Raw genomic sequence first — 21,218 nt, 5'->3', positions numbered from 1 at the left:
GCGCTGGTAGCTCGCGCCCGTTCCGCTCCCCGAATACGAGCCGGGCGACGCCTTCGTCTTCTCCGATGGCCGGGTCGAGCGGGTGATCGCGATGGGCGACACGCGCATGACCTGGGCCGGCCTGTCGGGCGCGAGCTACCAGCGCAGCCGCAATTTCGTGGTGCCGGTGCTCGAATGGCGCAGCGGCCGCGCCACGGGGCGGCGCGAGGTGCACGGCAATCCCGATGCGCTTTGGCCGATCGCAAAGAGCAAGTCCGCGCGCTTCCGGGTGGTGACCGAGACGAGGGCGAACGCCCAGGCCTCGCTGCGCCGTTCGGTCAGCCTGTGGGTGTGCAAGACAGGCAAGCCCAGGATCTTCGCCGTCACGGCCGGCACCTACGAGGCGATCCCCGTCAAGTGCGACCGCTACTCGCCCACCACCATGCGCCTCGTCGAGCAGCGCGAGTGGGACTATGCGCCCGAGCTCGGCCACTATGTCCGGCGGGTCACGGTCAATTACCTGCGCGGCACCACGCGCACAGTCGAGCTGGTGGCGGCGCTATCGGGCCCTGCGGCCAGCAAGGCCCGGTTGACCGCCCTCGCCCGCGCGGCACGGCAATCGGCCACGACCGCCAGACGCTAGCGAAGGCCAGCCAAGCCACGCATGATCGCGGCGATGGGCCTCACTCCCGCCTAGTCGTCGAGCCACTGCTTCCACGCGAACCATCCCATCACGCCCGCGCCGATCGCCACGCAGAAGGCGACCACGCCCCAGAACGACCAGGGCTCATGCGCGAAGGGAATGCCCTCCACGTTCATCCCCAGAAGGCCCGTGACGAAGGTCAGCGGCAGGAAGATGAAGGCCGTCACGGCAATCGCGAGGCTGCGCTGGTCGATCATCTCGGCGCGCAGGTCGGTGAGCTGTTCGTGGAGCAGCGCGGCGCGCTCGCGCACCGCCTCGAGCTCCTCGGCCATGCGCGCGAAGCGGTCGGCCGCCTCGCGCAGGTGCAGGCGGTCGTCCTTGCTGATCCAGTCGAACTCGAGCTGCGCCATCTGCGCCAGCGCATCGCGGTCGGGCGCGACGAAGCGCCGCAGCACGATCGCCTGGCTGCGGATGCGGGCGATCATGCGGCGCAGGGCATAGATGTCGCCATCGAGCATCCCCTCGCAATCGTCGAGACTGTCGCCGAGCTCGGCGACCTGCGGATCGAGCTCCTGGCTGATCGCCTGCGCCAGCTGCGCGACGAAATCGCCCCCGTCGGTGATGCGTCCGGCGCGCATCAGCGCCTCGACCTTTCCGAGCGCGGCGAGCGGGTAGCGGCTGACCGAGGTGACGCGCCCCCGCTCCACCCAGACCCGGATCGAAACCAGCCCGTCGCTGCCATGCGATGCGGCGAGCGCCGTGCCGCGCAGGTTCATCAGCACCGCATCATCCACCTCGTCGCAGCGCGGCCGGGTCTCATGGGCGATCAGCGCATTGGCGGCCATCCGCGGAACGTAGCCCGGCAGGTCTGCCGGATTGAGCTCGCCGGAGCCTTCGGCATGGAGCCAGACGAAGCCGGGCCCGGCATAGCCCGCGACCGCTTGCGGATCGATTTCGGCAAGGATGCCGTTCTGGACGACCAGCGCCCTGGCGGTCAGCGGGTTGGCGGGGCCGTTCATGCCCTGCCTGTTAGCCTCGCGCAGCGCCTCGCGGCAAGCGGGCGCCCGAGCAATCCTTTTCAGAAATACTTCTCGCTCGCGATCGCCGCCCCCTCGGCAAGCGCGGCGAGCTTGGCCCAGACGATTTCCGGATCGAGCGCATTGCTGCCCGCGTGAACCGAAAAGCCGCAATCGACCCCGGCCATCACGCGGTCGGCCCCGAGCAGATCGGCATAGCGGCCGATGCGCTGGGCGATCAGTTCGGGGTGCTCGATATAGGGGCTCTGCGGCTCGACCATGCCGGGGCACAGGATCTTGCCTTCGGGCAGGGGGTGCTTCTCGAAGAAAGCGAATTCGTGCGCGTGGCGTGGGTTCGCGCCCTCCAGCAGCACGGTCTGCGGCTTCGCGCTCCAGACGATGTCGGCGATTTCATCGAGCGCGACGTCGCAATGGTGCGGGCCGGGATAGTTGCCCCAGCACAGGTGCATGCGCAGCTGCTCGGCGGGGATGTTCGCGACCGCGTGGTTGAGCGCGGCGATGTTCATGCCGATGCGCTTGCGGAATTCCTGCGTGGACAGGTGGGTGAACTGCACGTGGCGGCCCATGGCGAGGTCGGGGCAGTCGACCTGCAGCGTGATCCCGGCCGCCGCGATCGTCTCGTATTCGTGGCGCAGCCCCTCGGCGAGCGCGAAGACATACTCCTCGTCGCTGGCGTAAAACTGGTTGGGGAAGAACAGCGCGGTGACGCCGGGTGAGGCCGCCGACATGAAGGTGGCGTGGCCGCCCGCGAGGCGCTTGAGCCGCTCGGCGTCGATCCGCGGGGCTTCCATGTCGATCACCTCGATGGGCGCGGTACAGGCCGGGGCGGAGCGCTTGGCGCGGCCCTTGTTGCCGAACACCTGCGCCTTGGCGCCGGGGAAGGCCTCGAGGTCGGCGAATTCATACTGCCCCGCCTCGCCGCCGAAGCCCGACAGGCGGTGCTTGATATAGGTGGCGTAGGAGGGCTTGGACTGCTCGCCGTCGTTGACGATGGCGACGCCCGCCTCGATCTGGCGGCGGATGACGTAAGCCGTGGCATCCTCGACCGCAGCGTCGAAATCGGCCTCGGACACAGCCTCCCCGCCCTCGCGCGCGAACACAAGATCGAGCAGCGCCTCGGGGCGCGGCAGGCTGCCGACGTGGGTGGTCAGGAAGCGCTTTTCGGTCATGGGTGTGGCCTTGTGTGAGGGGCGGCAAGATTGCGCAGGAATGCGGCGACCAGCGCGTTGAAGCGGGCCGGGTTGTCGGCGTTGGCGATGTGCCCGGCCTGCGGCACAAGCGCGTGCATCGCGCGCGGGGCGACCTGCCCGAGTGCCTCGGCGCAGGCCTTGCGCCATGCGGTGTCGTGCGCGCCGGTCAGCGCCAGCACGGGCATCGCCAGCATCGCCAGCGCCTCGCGCGGGACGTCCGGTGCATTGGCGGGAGCGAGCAGATCGCGGCCGTCATAATCGGCAAGGATCATCGCCACCAGCGCGGCAGCCTCGGGCGAGCGGGTCTGCATCAGGGGATGCCGCGACCACTCGCCGCGCAGACGCGCAAGCTCGCCCGCCGCCGCCAGCGCCCGGAAATGCTCGAGGTCGATCACCTCCTCGCGCGGCACCAGCGCGGGCAGCGGCGCGCCGGACACGATCAGCCCGGTCAGCCTCGAGGCGAACTTGCACGCCACGTCGAGCGCGACCGTCGCCCCGCGCGAGAGGCCGAGCAGCGCGAAGCGATCGAGCCCGAGGCTGTCGGCGATGACGATCACGTCCTCGGCCTCGCGCAGGAGGTCCGCCGGGGCCGTGGCCCGCCCGCAGCCGCGCCGGTCTGGCATCACCAGGAAATGCTCGCCCGCCAGCCCTGCGATCTGCGGCGCCCACATGCGGTGATCGAGCGTCCAGCCGTGAAGCAGGATCAGCGCCGGACGATCCTCCTCCCCGGCCAGGCACACCGGCAGCGCGCCGCCCTCCACGGCGACATCGCGATACCATGCGCCGGCGGAATCAGGGGTGCGCGCAGTCGGCATTTCGCTGACGCACCCCCGCCCGAACGCTCAGGCCGCTTCTTCGGCGCGGAACGGGTTGTTGTTGTGGTGATCGCCCGCCAGCCAGCGCTTGAGCTCGGCGTGGGCCGAGGCACGGCGCTCGGCATCGAGCGGCGCGGCGCGCTCGTCGTCATGGGTGAATTCGAGGATCATGCCGTTGGGATCGGTGACATAGAGCGAGCGGCAATAGCCGTGCTCGAGCACATAGGTCTGCGGCTCGGTGATCCCGGCGGCGGCGATGCGGCGGGCGAGTTCGGCCTGCCCGTCCGCATCGACGTGGAGCGCGATGTGGATGAAGGGGCTCGAGGGGATGTCGGGCCCGAATTCGGCCTGGTCCTCTGGATCGGCGAACTGGAAGAAGGCGAGCGCGGAGCCGTCGGCGAGTTCGAAGAACACGTGGCAATAGGTGCGCTCCTTGCCGAACAGCTCGTCCTTCTCGCAATAGGTCGCCATCAGCGGGAAGCCGAGCACGTCCTCATAGAACGCGCGGGTCGCCTCGAGGTCCTTGGTGACATAGGCGGTGTGGTGGAGGCGGTTCGCCAGGATCTTCGTCATCGTGCTCTCTCCCTGTCTGTTCACGCGGCCAGCTTCGCCGCGATCCGCGCGACGTGTGCCCCCTGGAAACGCGCCCCGGCAAGCTCGTTGTCGCTCGGCATGCGGCTGCCGTCATTGCCCGCCAGCGTGCTCGCGCCATAGGGGGTGCCGCCGCTGATCTCGCCCATCTCGCTGTTGCCCGCAAAGGTGTAGGGCAGGCCGACGATCACCATGCCGTGATGCAGCAGCGTGGTGTGGAACGAGGTGATGGTGGTCTCCTGCCCGCCGTGCTGGCTGGCGGTCGAGACGAACACGCTCCCGACCTTGCCGACCAGCTTGTTCTGGAACCACAGCCCCCCGGTCTGATCGAGGAAGTTCCTCATCTGCGCGGCCATGTTGCCGAAGCGGGTGGGGGTGCCGAAGATGATGGCGTCATAACCAGCCAGTTCATCCGGGGTCGCAATCGGAGCCTGCTGGTCCGTCTTCATCCCGGCACCCTTGGCGACCTCATCGGGCACCAACTCTGGGACACGTTTCACGACGACCTCGGTGCCGGGGACGCTTGCGGCGCCTTCGGCAACCGCTGCGGCCATCGCCTCGATATGGCCATAGCTCGAATAGTAGAGCACCAGCACCTTGGTCATGCGTCTCGCCTTTCGTCAGAACTTGTAGCCCACCTCGACCCCGTAGCGCCGCGGCCGGGCGCGGAACACGAAGCCGCCGGGGGAGAATTCGGCGTTGTAGATCTCGTCGAACAGGTTCTGCGCGAAGGCCGTGACCGAGACGCCGTTCGCCAGCGTGAACCCGGCGCGGGCATCGACGATGTCGACCGGATCGCGCGAGGTGGTGTTGAACGGCTCCCACCAGGTGCGCCCCGTGCGGCGATAATCGACCCTGAGCAGCGCATCGACGCTGTCGCTGACCGGCCCGGCATACTGCGCGCCGAGGTTCAGCGTGTAGCGCGAGATCTGCGGCGCCTCGTTGCCGATCACGCTCGGATCGGGGAAGGCCTCGATCTCGCTGTCGGTGAAGCCGAGCGCGGCGTTGACATCGAGATTGGGGACGATCTCGGCGGTCGCTTCCAGCTCGAAGCCGTTGATCCGGGTCTCGGGGATGTTGCCGAGATTCTGGGTCGAGGACTGGGCGAGGAAGACGAAGAAGTAGGAGTTTTCCGACTTGGTGGTGTAGGCCGCCGCGCCGAGGCGCACCGGGCCGACCTGCGCCTTGGCGCCGATCTCGAAGGTGTCGGCGGTTTCGGCCTGGAAGATGTCGCCCACGCCGACGATCCCGGCATTGACCGATTCCGCGCCCACGCCGGTCTGGTTGAACCCGCCCGAGCGGAAGCCGCGCGAATAGCCGCCGTAGAGCGTCAGGTCGGGGGTCGGCTCCCAGGTGAGCGTGATCTTGGGCTGCCAGTCGTCGAAGGAGACGGTGCGCACCTCGCCGCTCTGCGCCTGCGGCACGCCGGGGACGTTGGGCAGGAAGTTCTGCGGCGTCAGCGTGGTCTGGCGGCGGCGGTCGCGGTCATAGCGCAAGGAAGCATCGACCCGGAATTCGGGCGAGAACTCGTAGCCCGCATTGGCGAACAGCGCCCAGGCGAAGTTCTCCTGCCCGTCAGCCAGATAGGAGAACTGCGGGTTGAGCGGATTGGTCGAAGGCGAGCGGAACACCGGGAAGACGCCGTTGCCGGTGTCGATCATGTTGCCGGTCGAGATGAAGCGGGTGGTGTCGATCAGGTAGCCGCCGACCATCCAGTTGAACTTGCGGCCATCCTCGGGCGAGGCGAGGCGCACTTCCTGGCTGAACGCCTTGACGTTGAGATACTGGCTCTGGTTCAAATCGAAGCCGTTGCCCGGCCCGAAGATCTGCTCGAACAGGTTGAAGAAGAAGCTGTCGGGGATTGGCCGGAAGTCGAAGGCGTCGCCGGTGAGGATTTCCTTGAGCGTGTCGTAGGACGAGACCGAGGTCAGCACGGCGTTGTCGCCCGCATATTCGATCCTGAGCGCGACGTTGTAGATGTCGCGATCGTTCTGCCCGGGGTTGTTGACCAGCACCGGGGCGATCGTGTTCACGTCACCCACGATGTTGTAATAGAGCCCCTGGGTGCGCAGCTGGTTGAGGCTGGCGCGCAGGTCGAAGGTCAGCCTGTCGGTCGCCTCGATCAGGAGGTTGCCGCGCAAGCTGAAGTCCTCGACCGGATCGGCCTTCTCGTCGAGGAAGGCGTTGTTGATGAAGCCGTCGGTGTCGTACCACGACCCGGCGATGCGGAACTTGACGTTCTCGGCCAGCGGGCCGCTGACGCCGCCGCGCAGGAAATAGCCGAAGCCGTTGTCGATCCCCGCCGTGAAGTTGCCCGCGAATTCATCGGTCGGCTTCTTGGTGTTGATGATGATCGCCCCGCCGATGGCGTTGCGGCCATAGAGCCCGCCCTGCGGACCCTTGAGCACTTCGATCTGCTCGATATCGAACAGATCCTGATTGAACTGCGCGGGGTTCACCTGCTGCACCCCGTCGACGATCACGGCGACCGAAGGCTCGGAATTGCGGTTCTGGGTGATCCCGCGGATGATGACGAAGGCATTGCCCGCGTTCTGGGTCTCGACCAGCGTGACGTTGGGGGTGAGACCGATGAAGTCGGCGGGGCGTTCGATCCCGGCGTTCTGGATCGCCTGCGAATCGAAGGCGGTGACCGCGGCGGGGGTGTCCTGCAGCGTCTCGGTACGGCGCAGCGAGGTGACGACGATTTCGCCCTCGGCTTCGGCGGTCGGCTCGGCAGCGGTGTCCTGCGCAGCGAGCGGCGTTGCGGCAATCGCGGCGACAGCGATGGCGGTGGTGCTGGCAGCGGCGCGGCCGATGCGATCCTTGGCGCTGCGGCCCGGGCCCGAAAACTTCATATGTCTCTCCCCTGTCTGCGCGCGAACGCGCCGCTCTTATCGGCGACCCCTCTCTGTTCGGCTGGTTATGAAATTCGCAATGCGAAGTCAACTTCGATATGCGAAACTTGTGCAATGTTGCGTTGCGGCAACGCCAGCTTGGCGCGAGGCAGGCAAAGCAGGGATCGGGTTTGGCCCGGGTAGGATTTTCGCGGGGCGCCGCGGCACGGGAAATGGCCTGCGGCTGTGTGCGGGCTGTATCGGGGTAATTGTCGTTCCATAGGCGGGTATTCGACAGGCACACGCGCCGTTCGGGGCTCTGGAGCCGATCCCCCGGCTTGGCGACCTGCTTGCCTACGGGACGCGAGGGTGGCCGGGCCGCGTGGCCGCGTTCAAGCCAGTCGTCGCCCCGGACTTGCCGTGGAAGCCGGCAGGCGGATTTCAGGGCCGCCCTCGGGCAAGGCTGTCAGCCGGGATCGGGTGGGAAGTTGAAGGTCAGCTTGCGTCACGTCTCGTGGCAGCCTTCCGCCGCCGTCAGAACAACTCGTCCAGCATCAAGTGAAATTGCAGGCTGTTTTTGTCCACCTCGGTCACGCCGTAAGTCATCAGCAGCCTGTCCTGCAACGTGCTCCCGAATTCTCCGAGGCAGTTCCAAAGGATCGCGAGGTCTTGATAGCGGTTTCCTGTTCCAGCTCGCCCGACATCGATGCAGCCGGTCACAACGCCGTCGCCAATCACCAGATTATCCAGCGAGAAGTCTCCGTGCGTAACCACCGGGTCGGGAGTAACGGGCAACCGCTCCATCAGTGATTGCCACACCTGCTGAGCTGTCCAGCCTTCTCGTTCCGCATCGAAATCGTCCTCGTCGACCAGTCCGTTATCGATTCGTCGCCGCGCGACGCCGAGCCGGTAGGTGTGATCGTTGTTGAACGGACATTCGCTGACCGGGATCGCATGAACCCGGCGAAGGAAGCCTGCCAGCGCATCGACCACCGCCACCCTGTCTGCCGGCCTTGCCTCCAATACCTGATAAGCCGTCTCGCCCGGCAAAGCCGTCATGAGCAGCCAGGCCTCTTCTTTGGCATAGATGAATTTTCTCACCGTCGGGACGGGAATGTAACTCGCCAGCCAGCGTAGTCTCACCATCTCGTCAACGATCGCATCAGCCACGGCGCCAGAACCGTGCTTCAAGTAAAGCTCTGGAGCGCCGGGCTTGCCATGCAGTCGATAGACCGACCCGCCGGACTGGCCGATCACACTGCGCGCCCACGAGTATCCTTGATGGTCTTCCCTCATTTCTGCCGGCAAGGCTGGGGCAGTGCAGAGTTCCTCGCGATTAGAGTTCATTGCTCCGACCACCTCGTCCAGCTTTGCTCTGGCTAGAGTAATGAGCATCAATCGAAAATGGCAGCAACGGGGTCGCTCTGCGAATGTCAGCGTCTTTCTATGCGCCCGCCAGAGCGGACGTCACCTTTTGCCCGCCCCTCAGGGCCGCAGGCTCGCCTCGAGCGCGGGCCAGCGCTTCAGCGATCCCTCGATCTCGCCCGCCGCGCGGCGCAGCAGGGGCAGGCGGGTGCGGACGAGCTCGTCCTGCGAGATGCGGGTGGTGGAGGTGGAGCAATTGATGCTCGCGATCACCCGCTTATCGCGTCCGAAAATCGGCACTGCGACCGAAACGATCCCGTAATCGAGCTCGTCCAGCGCTGAATCGTAGCCGCGCTCGGCGATCAGCGCGAGCCGGTCGGCGAGCGCGGGGTGGTCGGTGACCGTGCGCTCGGTGAAGCGCTGGAAGGGCGCGCGGGCGAGCAGCGCCGCGCGCTCGTCCTCGGGCAGGTGCGCCGCGATCGCCTTGCCGAGCGAGGTCGCATGGAACGGGAAGCGCGTCCCCACCCCCGCCGCGACGCGGAACCGCCGGTCGGTCGAGACATGGGCGACGTAGAGGATGTCGGCGCCCGACAGCACGGCGAGGCTCGCGCTGTCGCCGGTCTGGTCGCGCAGGGCCTGCAAGGGCGGCAGCACCACCTGCTCGATCTGCATCGAGGCGAGGAAGGCCGAACCGATCGTCAGCACCGCCGGGCGCAGCAGGAACTTGCGCTCGTGCTGGCCGACATAGCCGAGCTCCACCAGCGTGATCAGGCAGCGCCGCGCCACCGCCGGGGGCAGTCCGGTCTTGGCGGCGACCTCGGAGAGGGTCATCTCGGGATGATCCTCGTCGAACGCCTTGAGGACGCGCAGGCCGCGTTCCAGCGTCGAGAGGAACTCGGGGTCTTTCCCCGCCCCCCGGTCTTCGGCTTCAGCCCCTGCGGATCCCATGCACCGGCCTTTCGATGGAGCGGCGGATCGCCGCATCGTCTGCCCCCAATAGGGGCGGCGCGGTGACCGAGTCCATCCGCGCGCCGTCGAAGGACAGGGGGAAACGGATCGTGCGGAACTCGCCCTTGGGGCCGTTCGGGTCGGTGACTTCGATGCCCAGCACCTTGGCTTGCTCGGTCGCGAGGACTTCGGTGGTGTCATAGACTGGCGAGTTGGGCACTTCGAGACGGGTCAGCTCGGCGGTCCAGTGATCGCGCGGCTGCCCGGCAAAGATCGGCGCGAGGAAGGCGACCACATCCTCGTAATGCGCGATCCGCGCCTCGCGGCTTTCGAAGGCGGGCAGGCTCAGCATGTCGGGCCGGCCGACGGCGGTGGCGAGGTTCTCCCAGAACTTCGGCGGCGAGGACATGTGAAGCGCAAGCCACTTGCCGTCCGCGCACTGGAAAACGTAGCTCTGACTGACGTGGGGGCGGGAATAGGGCCCCATCACCTGGTCGGCGGAGAGCAGGTGGGTGAAATCGTCGAGGTTGAAGTGGCACATCGCCTCGAACATCGAGGTCTCGACCACGCGGCCCCTGCCGGTGGTGTGGCGTTCATTGAGTGCGGCGAGGATGCCCAGCGCGGTGTAGAACCCGGTCATGGCATCGGCGATCGCCGGGCCGACGACGCGCGGGTGCTCGGGATTGACCAGCAGCCGCAGGAATCCGCTCGCGGCCTGGGCGACGGTGTCGAAGGCGGGGCGATCGCGCTCAGGCCCCTCGCTGCCGAAACCCGAGATCGAGGCGTAGACGAGGCGCGGGTTGATGGCCTGCAAGCGCTCGGCATCGACCTTCAGCCGCCCCGCCACGCCCGGGCGGAAATTCTGGATGAACACGTCCGCCTCCTCGACCAGCCGGTCGAGCACCAAAAGATCGCTTTCCTTCTTGGGGTCGATCGTGATTGAACGCTTGTTGCGGTTGTAGGTCTGGAAGTGGGGCGAGTAGAGTTCGCCCTTGAAGCTGCGAAAGGGATCGCCCGTCCCCGGCTGCTCCACCTTGATGACATCCGCGCCCATGTCGGCGAGCAGCATCCCGGCGGCAGGGCCGGTGATGAAGGTGCCCATTTCGAGCACAGTGACGCCTGCGAGGGGCCGAGCGGTCATCCTACAAATCCCATCTGCTTGCCTTGATGCTTGCGTGACCCTATAATCTTCGCATACCGAAATCAACTTCGAATAACGAAAAGGCATGGACCCATGCGCATCGGCAAGCAGGACAACGCGGTGACCTCGATCTGCACTTCGGATGCGACCAGCATCACGGTGCGGGGCATGGACCTGTGTTCCGAGGTGATCGGTCATGTCGACTTCACCTCCTATTTCTGGCTGCTGGTGACGGGCACCATGCCGTCCGCCCCCCAGAAGGCGCTGGCCGATGCGGTGCTTTGCGCAATCGCCGAGCATGGCCTGGTACCCTCCGTGGTCGCCACCCGCATGACCTATGCCGCCGCGCCCGAGGCCTTCCACGGCGCGGTCGCAGCGGGGCTGCTGGGTTGCGGCAGCGTGGTGCTGGGGAGCGCTGAGGTCGCGGGGCGGTTCTACGCGAAGGTCGTTGCCGATGCAGAAGGCGCGGACCCCGCCGCCACCGCGATCGCGGCGATCAAGGCCCTGCGCGCCGAGAAGCAGGCGATCCCCGGCTTCGGGCACCCCCAGCACTCGGGCGGCGATCCGCGCGCGCACCGGCTGCTGGCGCTCGCCGCCGAGCACGGGATGGAAGGCAAGCACATCGCGATGCTGCGCACCATCGAGGCGGTGCTGCCCGAGGCCATCGGCCGCGCGCTGCCGATCAACGTCAACGGCGCGATCCCCGCGGTTATGCTCGACGCCGGCTTCCCGCTCGCCGCGCTCAAGGGCATCTCGCTCCTCGCGCGCACCGCCAGCCTCATCGCCCACCTGCAGGAGGAGACCGAGCGCCCCATCGGCTTCATCATGTCGGGCGCGGCGGCGGAGCGCATCGGGTTCGACGACGGCAGCGAAGGCATCGAATAGCTTGATCCCGCGCCCGCCCCGCGCCACTCTCCGGCGGCGACAGGGGACGGGCATGAACGGACGGCATCTTGTTACACTGGCAGCGGCGCTCACGGCGTCTCCTGCGCTCGCCGACACCCCGCTCGGCCTCACCGAAACCGAGCAGGCCGCCCCGGCCCTTCCCCCCATCCTCGCCCCGCGCGCGCGTGCCGCACTCGAGAACCGTATCCTGCGCGAGCGACTCGACACCCTGATCCCGCAGATCATGCGCGCCGAGGGGATCGACCTGTGGCTGCTGGTCGCGCGCGAATACTTCGAGGAGCCGGTGGTCGCCACCATGCTCGATGCCGAGAATTTCCACGCGCGGCGGCGGACCATTCTCGTCTTCCACGATCCGGGCGAGGGCAAGCCGGTCGAACGCCTGACCGTTAGCCGCTATGGCCTCGGTGGACTGTTTGCGCCGGCGTGGGATCCGGACAAGCAGCCCGACCAGTGGCAGGCGGTCGCGGACCTCATCGCCGCTCGTGATCCGAAGAAGATCGCGATCAACTCCAGCGACCTCACCCAGTTCGCCGACGGGATGACGCTGAGCCAGTACGACCGCTTCATGTCCGCCCTGCCCCCCGCGCTCCACGAGCGCGTGACCAGCGGCGAGGGGCTGGCGATCCGCTGGCTCGAAACCCGCACGCCTGTCGAGATGGAGCTCTACCCCACCGTGGTCCGCATCGCCCATGCGGTGATCGGCGAGGCCTTCTCGAGGAAGGTCATCACCCCCGGCGTGACCACCGCCGAACAGGTCCAGTGGTGGTACCGCGACCGGCTGATGCAACTGGGGCTCGCGCCGTGGTTCCACCCCTCGGTCGCGATCCAGCGGCAGGGGCGCGAGGGGATGATCGAGGGCGACGAGGTGATCCGCCCTGGCGACCTGCTCTGGACCGATTTCGGCATCACCTACCTCAGGCTCAACACCGATACCCAGCACCTCGCCTATGTGCTGAAGCCGGGCGAGACCGAGGCCCCGGCGGGGCTGCGGGCGGGGCTCGCCAACTCCAACCGCGTGCAGGATTTCCTGCGCGCCGCGTTCAAGCCGGGCCGCTCGGGCAACGAGGCGCTGGCCGAGGCGCGGGCGAAGTCCATCGCGGCCGGGCTCGATCCCTCGATCTACACCCACCCCATCGGCCACCACGGCCACGGCGCGGGGCCTTCGATCGGCTTCTGGGACAACCAGCAGGCCGACCCGCGCGGGAGCGGCCCGATCCGGCCGAACACCGCATGGTCGATCGAGCTCACCTCCTATGCAGCGGTGCCCGAATGGGGCGGGCAGCGCGTCGACTTCCGCACCGAGGAGGACGCCTTCTTCGACGGCGAGAGCGTGCGCTTCATCGACGGGCGGCAGACCGCGATCACGCTGATTCCTTCGGATTAGCGGCTCGACGATCCGGTGCCCCGCGCGCGGGTCTTCACCCGGTACACATCGGATTGCGCGGTAATGTAGAGGTCGGACAGCTCGGGCCCGCCCCAGGCAAGGTTGGTCGCGTGCTTGGGGGTGGCGAGCCGTTCGATCACCTCGCGGCGCGCCGGATCGACCACGCAGATCCCGCCGGGGCAGGTGACATAGACCAACCCCTCGCGGTCGACCCGCAGCCCGTCGACCCGGCCCGGCTTGCTCTCGTCGGTGACGTCGACCACCAGCCGCTTGCCCGATGCGGTGCCGTCCGCCGCAAGGTCATAGGCCCACACGGTCTGCGTCGCGGTATCGCCGACATAGAGCACCTTCTCGTCGGGCGAGAGCGCGAGGCCGTTGGGGCGCGAATGCGCGGCGTCGATCAGCATCATCCGTCCTGTCACCTCGTCGAGCGCGAAGACGCCCGAAAACGCCAGCTCGGCCGCGCGCTCGCCGAGGCCATAGGGCGGGTCGGTGAACAGGATCAGCCCGTCGCTGCGCACCACGACGTCATTGGGGCTGTTGAGGCGCTTGCCCTGATAGGCCTCCACGATCACCTGCCGCCCGCCCTCGGGCGTCCAGCGGGTCAGCGCGCCGCTGCCGTGCTCGGCATTGAGCAAGCGGCCTGCAAGGTCGAAGGTGTGGCCGTTGGCGTTCATGCTGGGCGCGTAGAGCAGCTTCGCGCCGGTCTCTCCGGGGGTGTGAGCATGGACCGCATCGCCCGGAATGTCGCTGAAGATCAGCCGCGTGCCGTCCCACGCCGGGCCCTCGGTGAAGGTGTAGCCGGTCGCGACCGTCTCGAGGCTTTCGGCGATGATGCGCGGCTCGGCGACCACCAGCGTCCCTTGCGCACTCGCCCCGGCGCTCTCCTGCGCGGGCGCGGCGCTCGCCAGCAGGGTGGCTGCGGCGATGCCGATGCCTGTCCGAAGCCTGCCCATCGCGTACCTCTCCGCTCGTTTCGTCCTGCCCCGACACTGCCCCGCCGCGCGATCGCGTGCCAGCACTTTTGAGGGGTTCGGCGAGGCTTGCAAGCATCGCCCTCGGGGGGCATTGGGGGCGCGAGACAGGAGAGCCCCACATGCGTCAGATCGACCACTTCATCGTCGGCGACAGCCCCGCCCCCACCCGCAAGCACGCCATCTGGAACCCCTCGACCGGCGAGGTGCAGGCCGAGGTTGCGCTCGGCGATGCCGCGCTGCTCGCCCGCGCGGTAGAAACCGCCAAGCGCGTCCAGCCCGGTTGGGCCGCCACCAACCCGCAGCGCCGCGCGCGGGTGATGTTCGCCTTCAAGGAGTTGGTCGAGGCGAACATGCAGTCGCTGGCCGAAATGCTTTCGAGCGAACACGGCAAGACCGTTCCCGACGCGCGCGGCGACGTGCAGCGCGGGCTTGAGGTGATCGAATATGCCTGCGGCCTGCCGCAGATCATGAAGGGCGAATACACGCATGGCGCGGGGCCCGGGATCGATGTCTATTCGATGCGCCAGCCGCTCGGGATCGGCGCGGGGATCACGCCGTTCAACTTCCCGGCGATGATCCCGATGTGGATGTTCGGGATGGCGTGCGCGGCGGGCAACGCCTTCATCCTAAAGCCCTCGGAACGCGATCCTAGTGTGCCGGTGCGGCTCGCCGAACTGTTCCTCGAAGCGGGTGCTCCTGAAGGCCTTCTACAGGTCGTCCACGGCGACAAGGAGATGGTCGATGCCATCATCGACCACCCCGATATCGCCGCGATCAGCTTCGTGGGGAGCTCCGACATCGCGCAGTACATCTACGCGCGCGGCTCGGCCAACAACAAGCGCGTGCAGGCCTTCGGCGGGGCGAAGAACCACGGGATCGTGTTGCCCGATGCCGACCTCGACCAGGTCGTCACCGATCTCACCGGCGCGGCCTTCGGCTCGGCGGGGGAGCGCTGCATGGCGCTGCCCGTGGTGGTGCCAGTGGGCGAGGAGACGGCCGAAAAGCTCAAGGAAAAGCTGCTCAAGTCGATTGCGGGCCTGCGGATCGGTGTCTCCAACGATCCCGAGGCCGATTACGGCCCGGTCGTCACGCCCGAACACAAGGCGCGGATCGAACAGTGGATCACCACCGCCGAGGAAGAGGGCGCCGAGATCGTCGTCGACGGGCGCGGGTTCACGCTGCAAGGCCACGAGAAGGGCTTCTTCGTCGGCCCGACGCTGATCGACCGCGTCACGCCGCAGATGCGCTCCTATCAGGAGGAGATCTTCGGCCCCGTGCTCCAGATCGTGCGCGCGCATGATTTCGAGGAAGCGGTGCGCCTCCCCAGCGAGCACCAGTATGGCAACGGCGTCGCGATCTTCACCCGAAACGGCCACGCCGCGCGCGAATTCGCGGCGCGGGTGAACGTCGGCATGGTCGGGATCAATGTGCCGATCCCGGTTCCGGTCGCCTACCACTCCTTCGGCGGGTGGAAGCGTTCGGGCTTCGGCGATATCGACCAGTACGGCGTGGAAGGGCTGCGGTTCTGGACCAAGAACAAGAAGATCACCCAGCGCTGGCCCGACGGCGGGGGGGATGGCTCAAACGCCTTCGTCATCCCGACCATGGGGTGAGGCGGGTGCGGGTCGCCGCGTGGTAACGCGAAAGACAGCCCCCATGTGATCGGCTTTCTGTCTGTGCTGGCAAGTTTCGCGCGCCCCTCGGGGTGGGCAGACTTGCGGCAGCGAGAGAAGGAACATGATTATGGCACAGGCGGCAAGAGCGCGCAGGCCGCGCATGCGGCTAGCGGCGCTCGCTGTCGGCTCCGCTCTGGCCACGACCGCCTCCGCGGGCGATCGGGATGCGGCGGCACCGGGCGGCGCAGCCAGCTCCGCCGCGGTCGCGGCCCCGCCTTCCGCTGCCACCATCCCCGCGCGCTTCCTCGGCGTGTGGGATAGCGAGACCGGCACCTGCGCGCCGGAGTCCGACTTCCTGCTGAGAATCGCGCCGAACGGTATCGGCTTCATCGAGAGTTACGGCACGCTCACCCACGTTACCGAAAGCCCGGACGGCGAAGCGCTGATCGGCCTCGCGATGGAAGGCGAGGGCGAACAATGGGAAACGACCATTACCCTGTCCCTCATGGGCCAGGGCGCTGACGAACGGCTGATCTTGCCGTTCGAAGACAGGGTAGGCATGCCCGTGCCGCTGCGCCTCAAGCGCTGCCCCGCCTGACCCGCGCCCGCAACGCCTGCGAACCCTTCGCAATCCGCTCTTGGCTAATCGCGCGCTTTCCGGCTAAGGCCCCGCCCATGCCCAGCCTGCCCCTGTCCGCCGCGCGCGCCAGCCTCGCGCGCTAGAGCCCATGAAGCAGGTTTTCGCCAACATGGGCTGGCTGCTCGGCGGGCGCGGGTTCAACGCCGTGCTGAGCCTGCTCTACCTCGCCATCGCCGCGCGCACGCTGGGGACCGACGGTTTCGGCCATTTCGCGCTGATCATCGCGCTGGGGCAGGCGGTGACCGGCTTTTCGAGCTTCCAGACCTGGCAGTTCATCGTCCGCTGGGGCGCCGACCCTGAGAACCCCGGGGTCGACATCGCCCGCGCCCGCGAGGCGACGGGCTTTGCCGTGGCGCTCGACCTGCTGTCCTTCGCGGGCGGAACCATTGCCGCCGCCGTGCTGGTGCTGACCGCGCCGCTGTGGCTCGACGTGCCGGCACAATTGCTGTGGCTGACCTTCTGGTATTGCGTGATCTCGGTCGCGACGATCCGCACCACGCCCACGGGCATGCTGCGGCTCCACAACGAGTATGGCAGGGCGACCTGGGCCGAGGCGGTGCAGCCGGTGATCCGCGCCGTGGGTGCGGGGCTCGCATGGTGGCTGATGCCCGACGTGACCGGTTTCATCCTCGCCTTCGCCGCTTCCGAAATCGGCACGGCGTTGGCGCTGTGGGCGGTCGCGGTGCGGGTGCAGCCGCTGAGCCTTGCCTCGGTCAGCCTCAAGGCGATCCCCGCGCGTCACAAGGGCGTGTGGCGCTTCGTGGTCTCGACCAACCTGTCGAGCAGCCTTGCGGTGGCGGGCAAGCAGGTGATGATCCTGCTGGTGGGCACCTTCGGTGGGGCCTATCTCGCGGGCGGCTTCCGCATCGCCAACCAATTGGGCGTGGCGCTGATCGCGCTGGCGCAGACGATCTCCAAGGCGATCCTGCCCGAGCTGGTGCAATCCAAGAGCGGCGCGGTCGAGATCGCGCGGCGCATGGCGAACATCGCCGCGATTGCCGGGGTGACGGCAGTGGTCACCGCGATCCTGTTCGGCCGCCCCGGCCTCGCGCTGATCGCGGGCGAGCAGTTCACCGGCTTCTACTGGGCGATGATCATCCTCAGCATTGCGGGCGCGGTCGAGCTGGTCGGGGCGAGCCTCGAAAGCCTACTGATCTCGGCGGGCAAGGCCCATGTCGCCTTCCTCGTCCGCCTGTTCCCGACGATCCTTGCGCTCCTGATGCTCGAGATGGCGATCGACTGGAAGGGCGCGCAGGGCGCAGGCTTCGCGGTACTTGGATCGAGCCTGCTCGCGGTGGTCGGCTTCTACGTCGCGATCGTGAACCTCAAGCAGTTCCGGCTGGTGGTCGAGCCTGACGAAGAAGGGGCGGACAAGGTTCCGCCAGCTCGCTGACTCCCCCCTCCCCTTGCGGGAGGGGGTTGGGGGAGGGGACGAGGCCGAAGGCCTCGCCGCGTGGCCGCTGGCGTGGAGCCCCCTCCCCCCGGCCCCCTCCCGCAAGGGGAGGGGGAGAAGGGCGTCATCCCTCGTAAGCGAGCTTCGGCTTCCTTGCCGCACCGGTTTCATCGAGCCTGCGCCGCGGCGAGTAATAGGGCGCCTGCTTCAGCGCCTCGTCCCCCGCCAGCGCGCGCTCGACCACACCGCGGAAGGCCGCGATGAACTGGTCGATCGCGGCCTTGCTCTCGGTCTCGGTCGGCTCGACCAGCATCGCGCCGTGGACCACCAGCGGGAAATACACCGTCATCGGGTGATAGCCCTCGTCGATCAGGCCCTTCGCCACATCGAGCGTCGAGAGGCCATTGGTGAAGTCCTTGTCGCCGAACAGGGCTTCGTGCATGCACGGGCCGCTGGCGCCGAACGGCGCATGGAGGATGTCCTCCATGCTGCGCAGGATGTAGTTCGCGTTGAGCACCGCATCCTCGGCGACCTGCTTCAGGCCATCCGCGCCGTGGCTGAGCATGTAGGTGAGTGCGCGGGTGAACATGCCCATCTGGCCGTGGAAGGCGGTCATGCGCCCGAAGCTCGGCCCGCGCTCCTCGCGGTTCTCTTCCTCGACGAGGTAGAAGCTCCCCTCGCCGTCCTGCCGGATGAAGGGCAGCGGGGCGTAGGGGGCGAGCGCTTCGGACAGCACCACCGGCCCCGAGCCCGGCCCGCCGCCGCCGTGCGGGGTCGAGAAGGTCTTGTGGAGGTTGATGTGCATCGCATCGACCCCGAGATCGCCCGGGCGCACCTTGCCGACGATGGCGTTGAAGTTCGCCCCGTCGCAATAGACATAGCCGCCCGCGGCATGGACCGCATCGGCGATTTCGCGGAAGTCCTTCTCGAACAGACCGCAGGTGTTGGGGTTGGTGATCATTACACCCGCAACATCCGGCCCCAGGCGGGCCTTCAATGCGGCGACATCGACGCGGCCTTCCGGCGTCGCGGGGATATCCTCCACCCGGTAGCCCGCGAAGGCGGCGGTGGCGGGGTTGGTGCCGTGGGCGCTCTCGGGCACCAGCACCACCTCGCGCGCGTCGCCGCGGGCCTCGTGCGCGGCGCGGATCGCGAGGATGCCGCACAGTTCGCCATGCGCCCCCGCCTTGGGGCTCATCGCGACGGCGGGCATGCCCGTGAGGGTGCACAGCCAGCCGCCCAGCTGGTGGATCACCTCGAGCGCGCCCTGCACCGCGTTCTGGGGCGCGAGCGGGTGGATGTCCGCAAACCCCGGCAGCCGCGCCATCTTCTCGTTGAGGCGCGGGTTGTGCTTCATCGTGCACGAGCCCAGCGGGAAGAAGCCGAGGTCGATCCCGTAGTTCTGGCGGCTGAGGCGCGTGTAGTGGCGCACCGTCTCGGGCTCGGTCAGGCCGACGAGGCCGATGGGCTCACTGCGGGCAAGCCCGCCGAGGCGCGTGGGCGCGCTCGCATCCACCTGGGGCAGGTCGACGCCGGTCACGTCCGCGCGGCCGATCTCGAACAGCAGCGGCTCCTCGAGCATCAGCCCGCGGTTGCCGGTGGTGGTGACGGGGCCGGAATGCATCCCGTCCGCCGGGGTCATTTCGGGCTTCCAGCCGGAGGTGTTGGGGGCGTTCATCACACGGTCTCCTTGATGCTGGCTTCGAGCTCTTCGGCGAGCCGTTCGATATCTTCCTCGGTGGTGGTCTCGGTCACGGCGACAAGCAGCGCATGTTCGAGCGCCTCGACCCCGGGATAGAGCCTTCCGAGCGACACCCCGCCAAGGACGCCCCGGTCGGCGAGGTCGCGGATGATTTCGCGGGCGGGCTTGCCGCCGAGCATCAGGGTGAACTCGTTGAAGAAGGCATTGTTGAGCACCGCGACCCCCGGCACCTTGGCGAGGCGATCGGCGGCAAGGCAGGCGAGGCGGTGGTTCTCCGCCGCGAGCTCGCGCAGGCCCCGCTCGCCCAGCAGCGTCATGTGGACGGTGAAGGCGAGCGCGCACAGCCCCGAGTTGGTGCAGATGTTGCTGGTCGCCTTCTCGCGGCGAATGTGCTGTTCGCGAGTCGAGAGGGTGAGGACGAAGCCGCGCTTGCCCTCGGCGTCCGTCGTCTCGCCGCACAAGCGGCCGGGCATCTGGCGCACATGCTTGGGATCGCGCACGGCGAAGAGGCCAAGGTAGGGCCCGCCGAATTGCAGGCCGACGCCGAGCGACTGCCCCTCGCCCACCACGATATCCGCGCCCATTTCACCGGGCGACTTGATCGCGCCCAGCGCCACCGGCTCGGTGTTCACCACCACCAGCAGAGCGCCCTTGGCATGGGCGGCTTCGGCGACCGGGGTGAGATCGGCGATCCGGCCGAGGATGTCGGGATATTGCACCACGACGCAGGCGGTGTCCCCGTCGATCCGGGCGATCAGACCATCGAGGTCGGGCTCGGCGGTGATCGCCGGGAGCGCATCGGCGATCTCGTCGCCGGTGAAGTGCGCCATGGTCTTCACCACCTGCGCATAGTGCGGATGCAGCGCGCCCGAGAGCACCGCCCGCTTGCGCTTGGTGACGCGGGTCGCCATCGCGACGGCCTCCCAGCACGCGGTCGAGCCGTCATAGAGCGAGGCGTTCGCCACCGCGCAGCCATAGAGGCGTGCGACCTGCGTCTGGAACTCGAACAGCATCTGCAGCGTGCCCTGCGCGATTTCCGGCTGGTAGGGCGTGTAGGCGGTCAGGAACTCGCCGCGCTGGATGATGGTGTCGACGCTCGCCGGCACATGGTGGCGATAGGCCCCCGCGCCGAGGAAGAAGGGCACCTCGCCCGCCACCAGGTTCTTCGCGGCGAGCGCCTTCATGTGGCGTTCGACCGCCATCTCGCTCGCGTGCATCGGCAACCCGTGGATCGGGCCGTCCAGACGGGCGACTTCGGGCACATCGACGAACAGGTCGTCGATGGTCGAAGCGCCGATTTTCGCCAGCATGGCCTGCCGGTCGTTATCGGTGAGGGGGAGGTAGCGCATGGGAGAGGGTGTCCGTGGCTGGTGGTGGGAGGATCAGGTGTTGAGGGCAGCAAGGTCGCAAAGCGTGGCGGCAAAGCGCGCCGGGCCGGTGTGCGAGGTGCGCATCCACGGCGCGAGCCAGATGCGGAAACCGGCGGCGCGCACACGGTGGCAGAAGGCGTAGTCGTCGGACAGCATGTGCCCGGTGTCGGGATCGATCATCGGGTGGAACAGCGCCGCGAGCGTCTCGCCCACCAGCCCGCTCTCGCGGTCGAGCGCGTCGGCGCTGTAGGCCAGTTCCGGGTGGCGCGCGGCGAGGCTTTCGATCACGTCGCGGCGGATCACCATCAGCCCGGTGCCGGTGTGCTTAAGCTCGATCGGCTGGTCGAGCGCGAAGCTCGCCGCCGGCTCGAGCGGTTCGAGCGGGAACAGGCCTGAGAATTTCTCGAGCGCGGCAGGGTTGCCCTCGGCCAGCCCCTTGGCCGCGGCCGAGGCGACCAGGTTCCAGTTGATCTTCCGCTTGGGATAGGGCGCGCCGACCACCGCGAGGCGATCATCCGCGGCCATGCGCGCCGCCAGCGCGAGCAGCTCCTCGGGCACGAAGCCGACGTCGCCGTCGATGAAGACGAGGTGCGTCGCATCCGATTTGAGGAAAGCGGCGGCAAGCACGTTCCTCGCGCGGTCGATCACCGGATTGTTGCTGAGCCAGGCAAAGCTGCACCCCACCCC

19 protein-coding genes are annotated in these 21,218 nt (G+C 67.9%); 6 read left to right on the top strand and 13 right to left on the bottom strand.

All coding sequences use genetic code 11. The features are described from left to right. Positions 1-106 precede the first annotated feature (106 nt). Entirely contained in the window at positions 107-622 is a 516-nt protein-coding gene (locus AX692_RS00445; protein WP_155646232.1) for a hypothetical protein, read from the top strand. A gap of 50 nt (positions 623-672) precedes the next feature. Here AX692_RS00445 and AX692_RS00440 read toward each other — a convergent pair whose 3' ends face one another. The 9 genes from AX692_RS00440 to AX692_RS00400 all read right to left on the bottom strand — a co-directional run bounded on the left by AX692_RS00440 (position 673) and on the right by AX692_RS00400 (position 10,543). Beyond that, positions 673-1,641: a CorA family divalent cation transporter gene (locus AX692_RS00440; protein WP_196490111.1), complete on the bottom strand. Its 969-nt coding sequence runs from the start codon at positions 1,639-1,641 to the stop codon at positions 673-675. A 59-nt stretch (positions 1,642-1,700) separates the two neighbouring features. Continuing rightward, positions 1,701-2,828 (bottom strand): cobalamin-independent methionine synthase II family protein, encoded by a 1,128-nt coding sequence (locus AX692_RS00435; RefSeq protein ID WP_073974068.1) that lies wholly within the window; start codon positions 2,826-2,828, stop codon positions 1,701-1,703. Then, positions 2,825-3,664, bottom strand: coding sequence for an alpha/beta fold hydrolase (locus AX692_RS00430; RefSeq protein ID WP_073974067.1), 840 nt, complete (start codon positions 3,662-3,664; stop codon positions 2,825-2,827). Before AX692_RS00430 ends, AX692_RS00435 begins: the two co-directional genes overlap by 4 nt. A 27-nt stretch (positions 3,665-3,691) precedes the next feature. Beyond that, positions 3,692-4,237, bottom strand: a complete 546-nt coding sequence (locus AX692_RS00425) for a VOC family protein (protein WP_073974071.1) — start codon at positions 4,235-4,237, stop codon at positions 3,692-3,694. 20 nt (positions 4,238-4,257) lie between these two features. Continuing rightward, positions 4,258-4,860 carry an NAD(P)H:quinone oxidoreductase gene (wrbA, locus tag AX692_RS00420; RefSeq protein ID WP_073974066.1) on the bottom strand — a complete coding sequence of 201 codons (603 nt, stop codon included), beginning with the start codon at positions 4,858-4,860 and terminating at the stop codon, positions 4,258-4,260. A 15-nt stretch (positions 4,861-4,875) separates the two neighbouring features. Next, positions 4,876-7,110, bottom strand: coding sequence for a TonB-dependent receptor (locus AX692_RS00415; protein WP_230959615.1), 2,235 nt, complete (start codon positions 7,108-7,110; stop codon positions 4,876-4,878). Positions 7,111-7,623: 513 nt separating this feature from the next. Continuing rightward, complete coding sequence (locus AX692_RS00410; RefSeq protein ID WP_073974069.1) at positions 7,624-8,436, bottom strand: APH(3')-I family aminoglycoside O-phosphotransferase; 813 nt, start codon at positions 8,434-8,436, stop codon at positions 7,624-7,626. 138 nt (positions 8,437-8,574) lie between these two features. Then, a complete protein-coding gene (locus tag AX692_RS00405) occupies positions 8,575-9,402 on the bottom strand; it encodes an IclR family transcriptional regulator domain-containing protein (protein WP_073974065.1) in 828 nt (275 codons plus the stop codon). Further along, positions 9,383-10,543 carry a CaiB/BaiF CoA transferase family protein gene (locus AX692_RS00400; RefSeq protein WP_073974064.1) on the bottom strand — a complete coding sequence of 387 codons (1,161 nt, stop codon included), beginning with the start codon at positions 10,541-10,543 and terminating at the stop codon, positions 9,383-9,385. Before AX692_RS00400 ends, AX692_RS00405 begins: the two co-directional genes overlap by 20 nt. 93 nt (positions 10,544-10,636) lie before the next feature. Here AX692_RS00400 and AX692_RS00395 point away from each other — a divergent pair, with 93 nt between their 5' ends. Further along, positions 10,637-11,428, top strand: a complete 792-nt coding sequence (locus tag AX692_RS00395; RefSeq protein WP_073974063.1) for a citryl-CoA lyase — start codon at positions 10,637-10,639, stop codon at positions 11,426-11,428. Positions 11,429-11,480: 52 nt separating this feature from the next. Beyond that, positions 11,481-12,833, top strand: a complete 1,353-nt coding sequence (locus tag AX692_RS00390) for a M24 family metallopeptidase (RefSeq protein ID WP_073974062.1) — start codon at positions 11,481-11,483, stop codon at positions 12,831-12,833. Here AX692_RS00390 and AX692_RS00385 read toward each other — a convergent pair. Next, a complete protein-coding gene (locus tag AX692_RS00385; protein ID WP_073974061.1) occupies positions 12,830-13,789 on the bottom strand; it encodes an SMP-30/gluconolactonase/LRE family protein in 960 nt (319 codons plus the stop codon). The genes AX692_RS00390 and AX692_RS00385 overlap by 4 nt on opposite strands. A 140-nt stretch (positions 13,790-13,929) precedes the next feature. Here AX692_RS00385 and AX692_RS00380 point away from each other — a divergent pair, with 140 nt between their 5' ends. The 3 genes from AX692_RS00380 to AX692_RS00370 all read left to right on the top strand — a co-directional run bounded on the left by AX692_RS00380 (position 13,930) and on the right by AX692_RS00370 (position 17,459). Then, positions 13,930-15,423, top strand: coding sequence for a CoA-acylating methylmalonate-semialdehyde dehydrogenase (locus tag AX692_RS00380; protein ID WP_073974060.1), 1,494 nt, complete (start codon positions 13,930-13,932; stop codon positions 15,421-15,423). Between the two features lie 130 nt (positions 15,424-15,553). Continuing rightward, positions 15,554-16,024, top strand: coding sequence for a hypothetical protein (locus AX692_RS00375; protein ID WP_073974059.1), 471 nt, complete (start codon positions 15,554-15,556; stop codon positions 16,022-16,024). A 130-nt stretch (positions 16,025-16,154) separates the two neighbouring features. Then, the gene (locus AX692_RS00370; RefSeq protein ID WP_073974058.1) at positions 16,155-17,459 is read left to right on the top strand and encodes a lipopolysaccharide biosynthesis protein; all 1,305 of its coding nucleotides are present in this window, start codon (positions 16,155-16,157) and stop codon (positions 17,457-17,459) included. Positions 17,460-17,583: 124 nt separating this feature from the next. Here the strand turns inward: AX692_RS00370 and gcvPB are convergent, their stop codons facing one another. The 3 genes from gcvPB to AX692_RS19910 all read right to left on the bottom strand — a co-directional run. Continuing rightward, positions 17,584-19,137, bottom strand: coding sequence for an aminomethyl-transferring glycine dehydrogenase subunit GcvPB (gcvPB, locus tag AX692_RS00365; protein ID WP_073975157.1), 1,554 nt, complete (start codon positions 19,135-19,137; stop codon positions 17,584-17,586). Beyond that, positions 19,137-20,510, bottom strand: coding sequence for an aminomethyl-transferring glycine dehydrogenase subunit GcvPA (gene gcvPA, locus AX692_RS00360; protein ID WP_073975155.1), 1,374 nt, complete (start codon positions 20,508-20,510; stop codon positions 19,137-19,139). The genes gcvPB and gcvPA overlap by 1 nt, the downstream gene beginning before the upstream one ends. Before the next feature lie 33 nt (positions 20,511-20,543). Continuing rightward, the coding region (locus AX692_RS19910; protein WP_073977509.1) for a hypothetical protein at positions 20,544-21,218 on the bottom strand (675 nt) is incomplete at its 5' end.

This window comes from Erythrobacter donghaensis (genome assembly GCF_001557325.1).
Classification (GTDB): domain Bacteria; phylum Pseudomonadota; class Alphaproteobacteria; order Sphingomonadales; family Sphingomonadaceae; genus Erythrobacter; species Erythrobacter donghaensis_B.
This window is presented reverse-complemented; position numbering and strand designations above follow the sequence as displayed.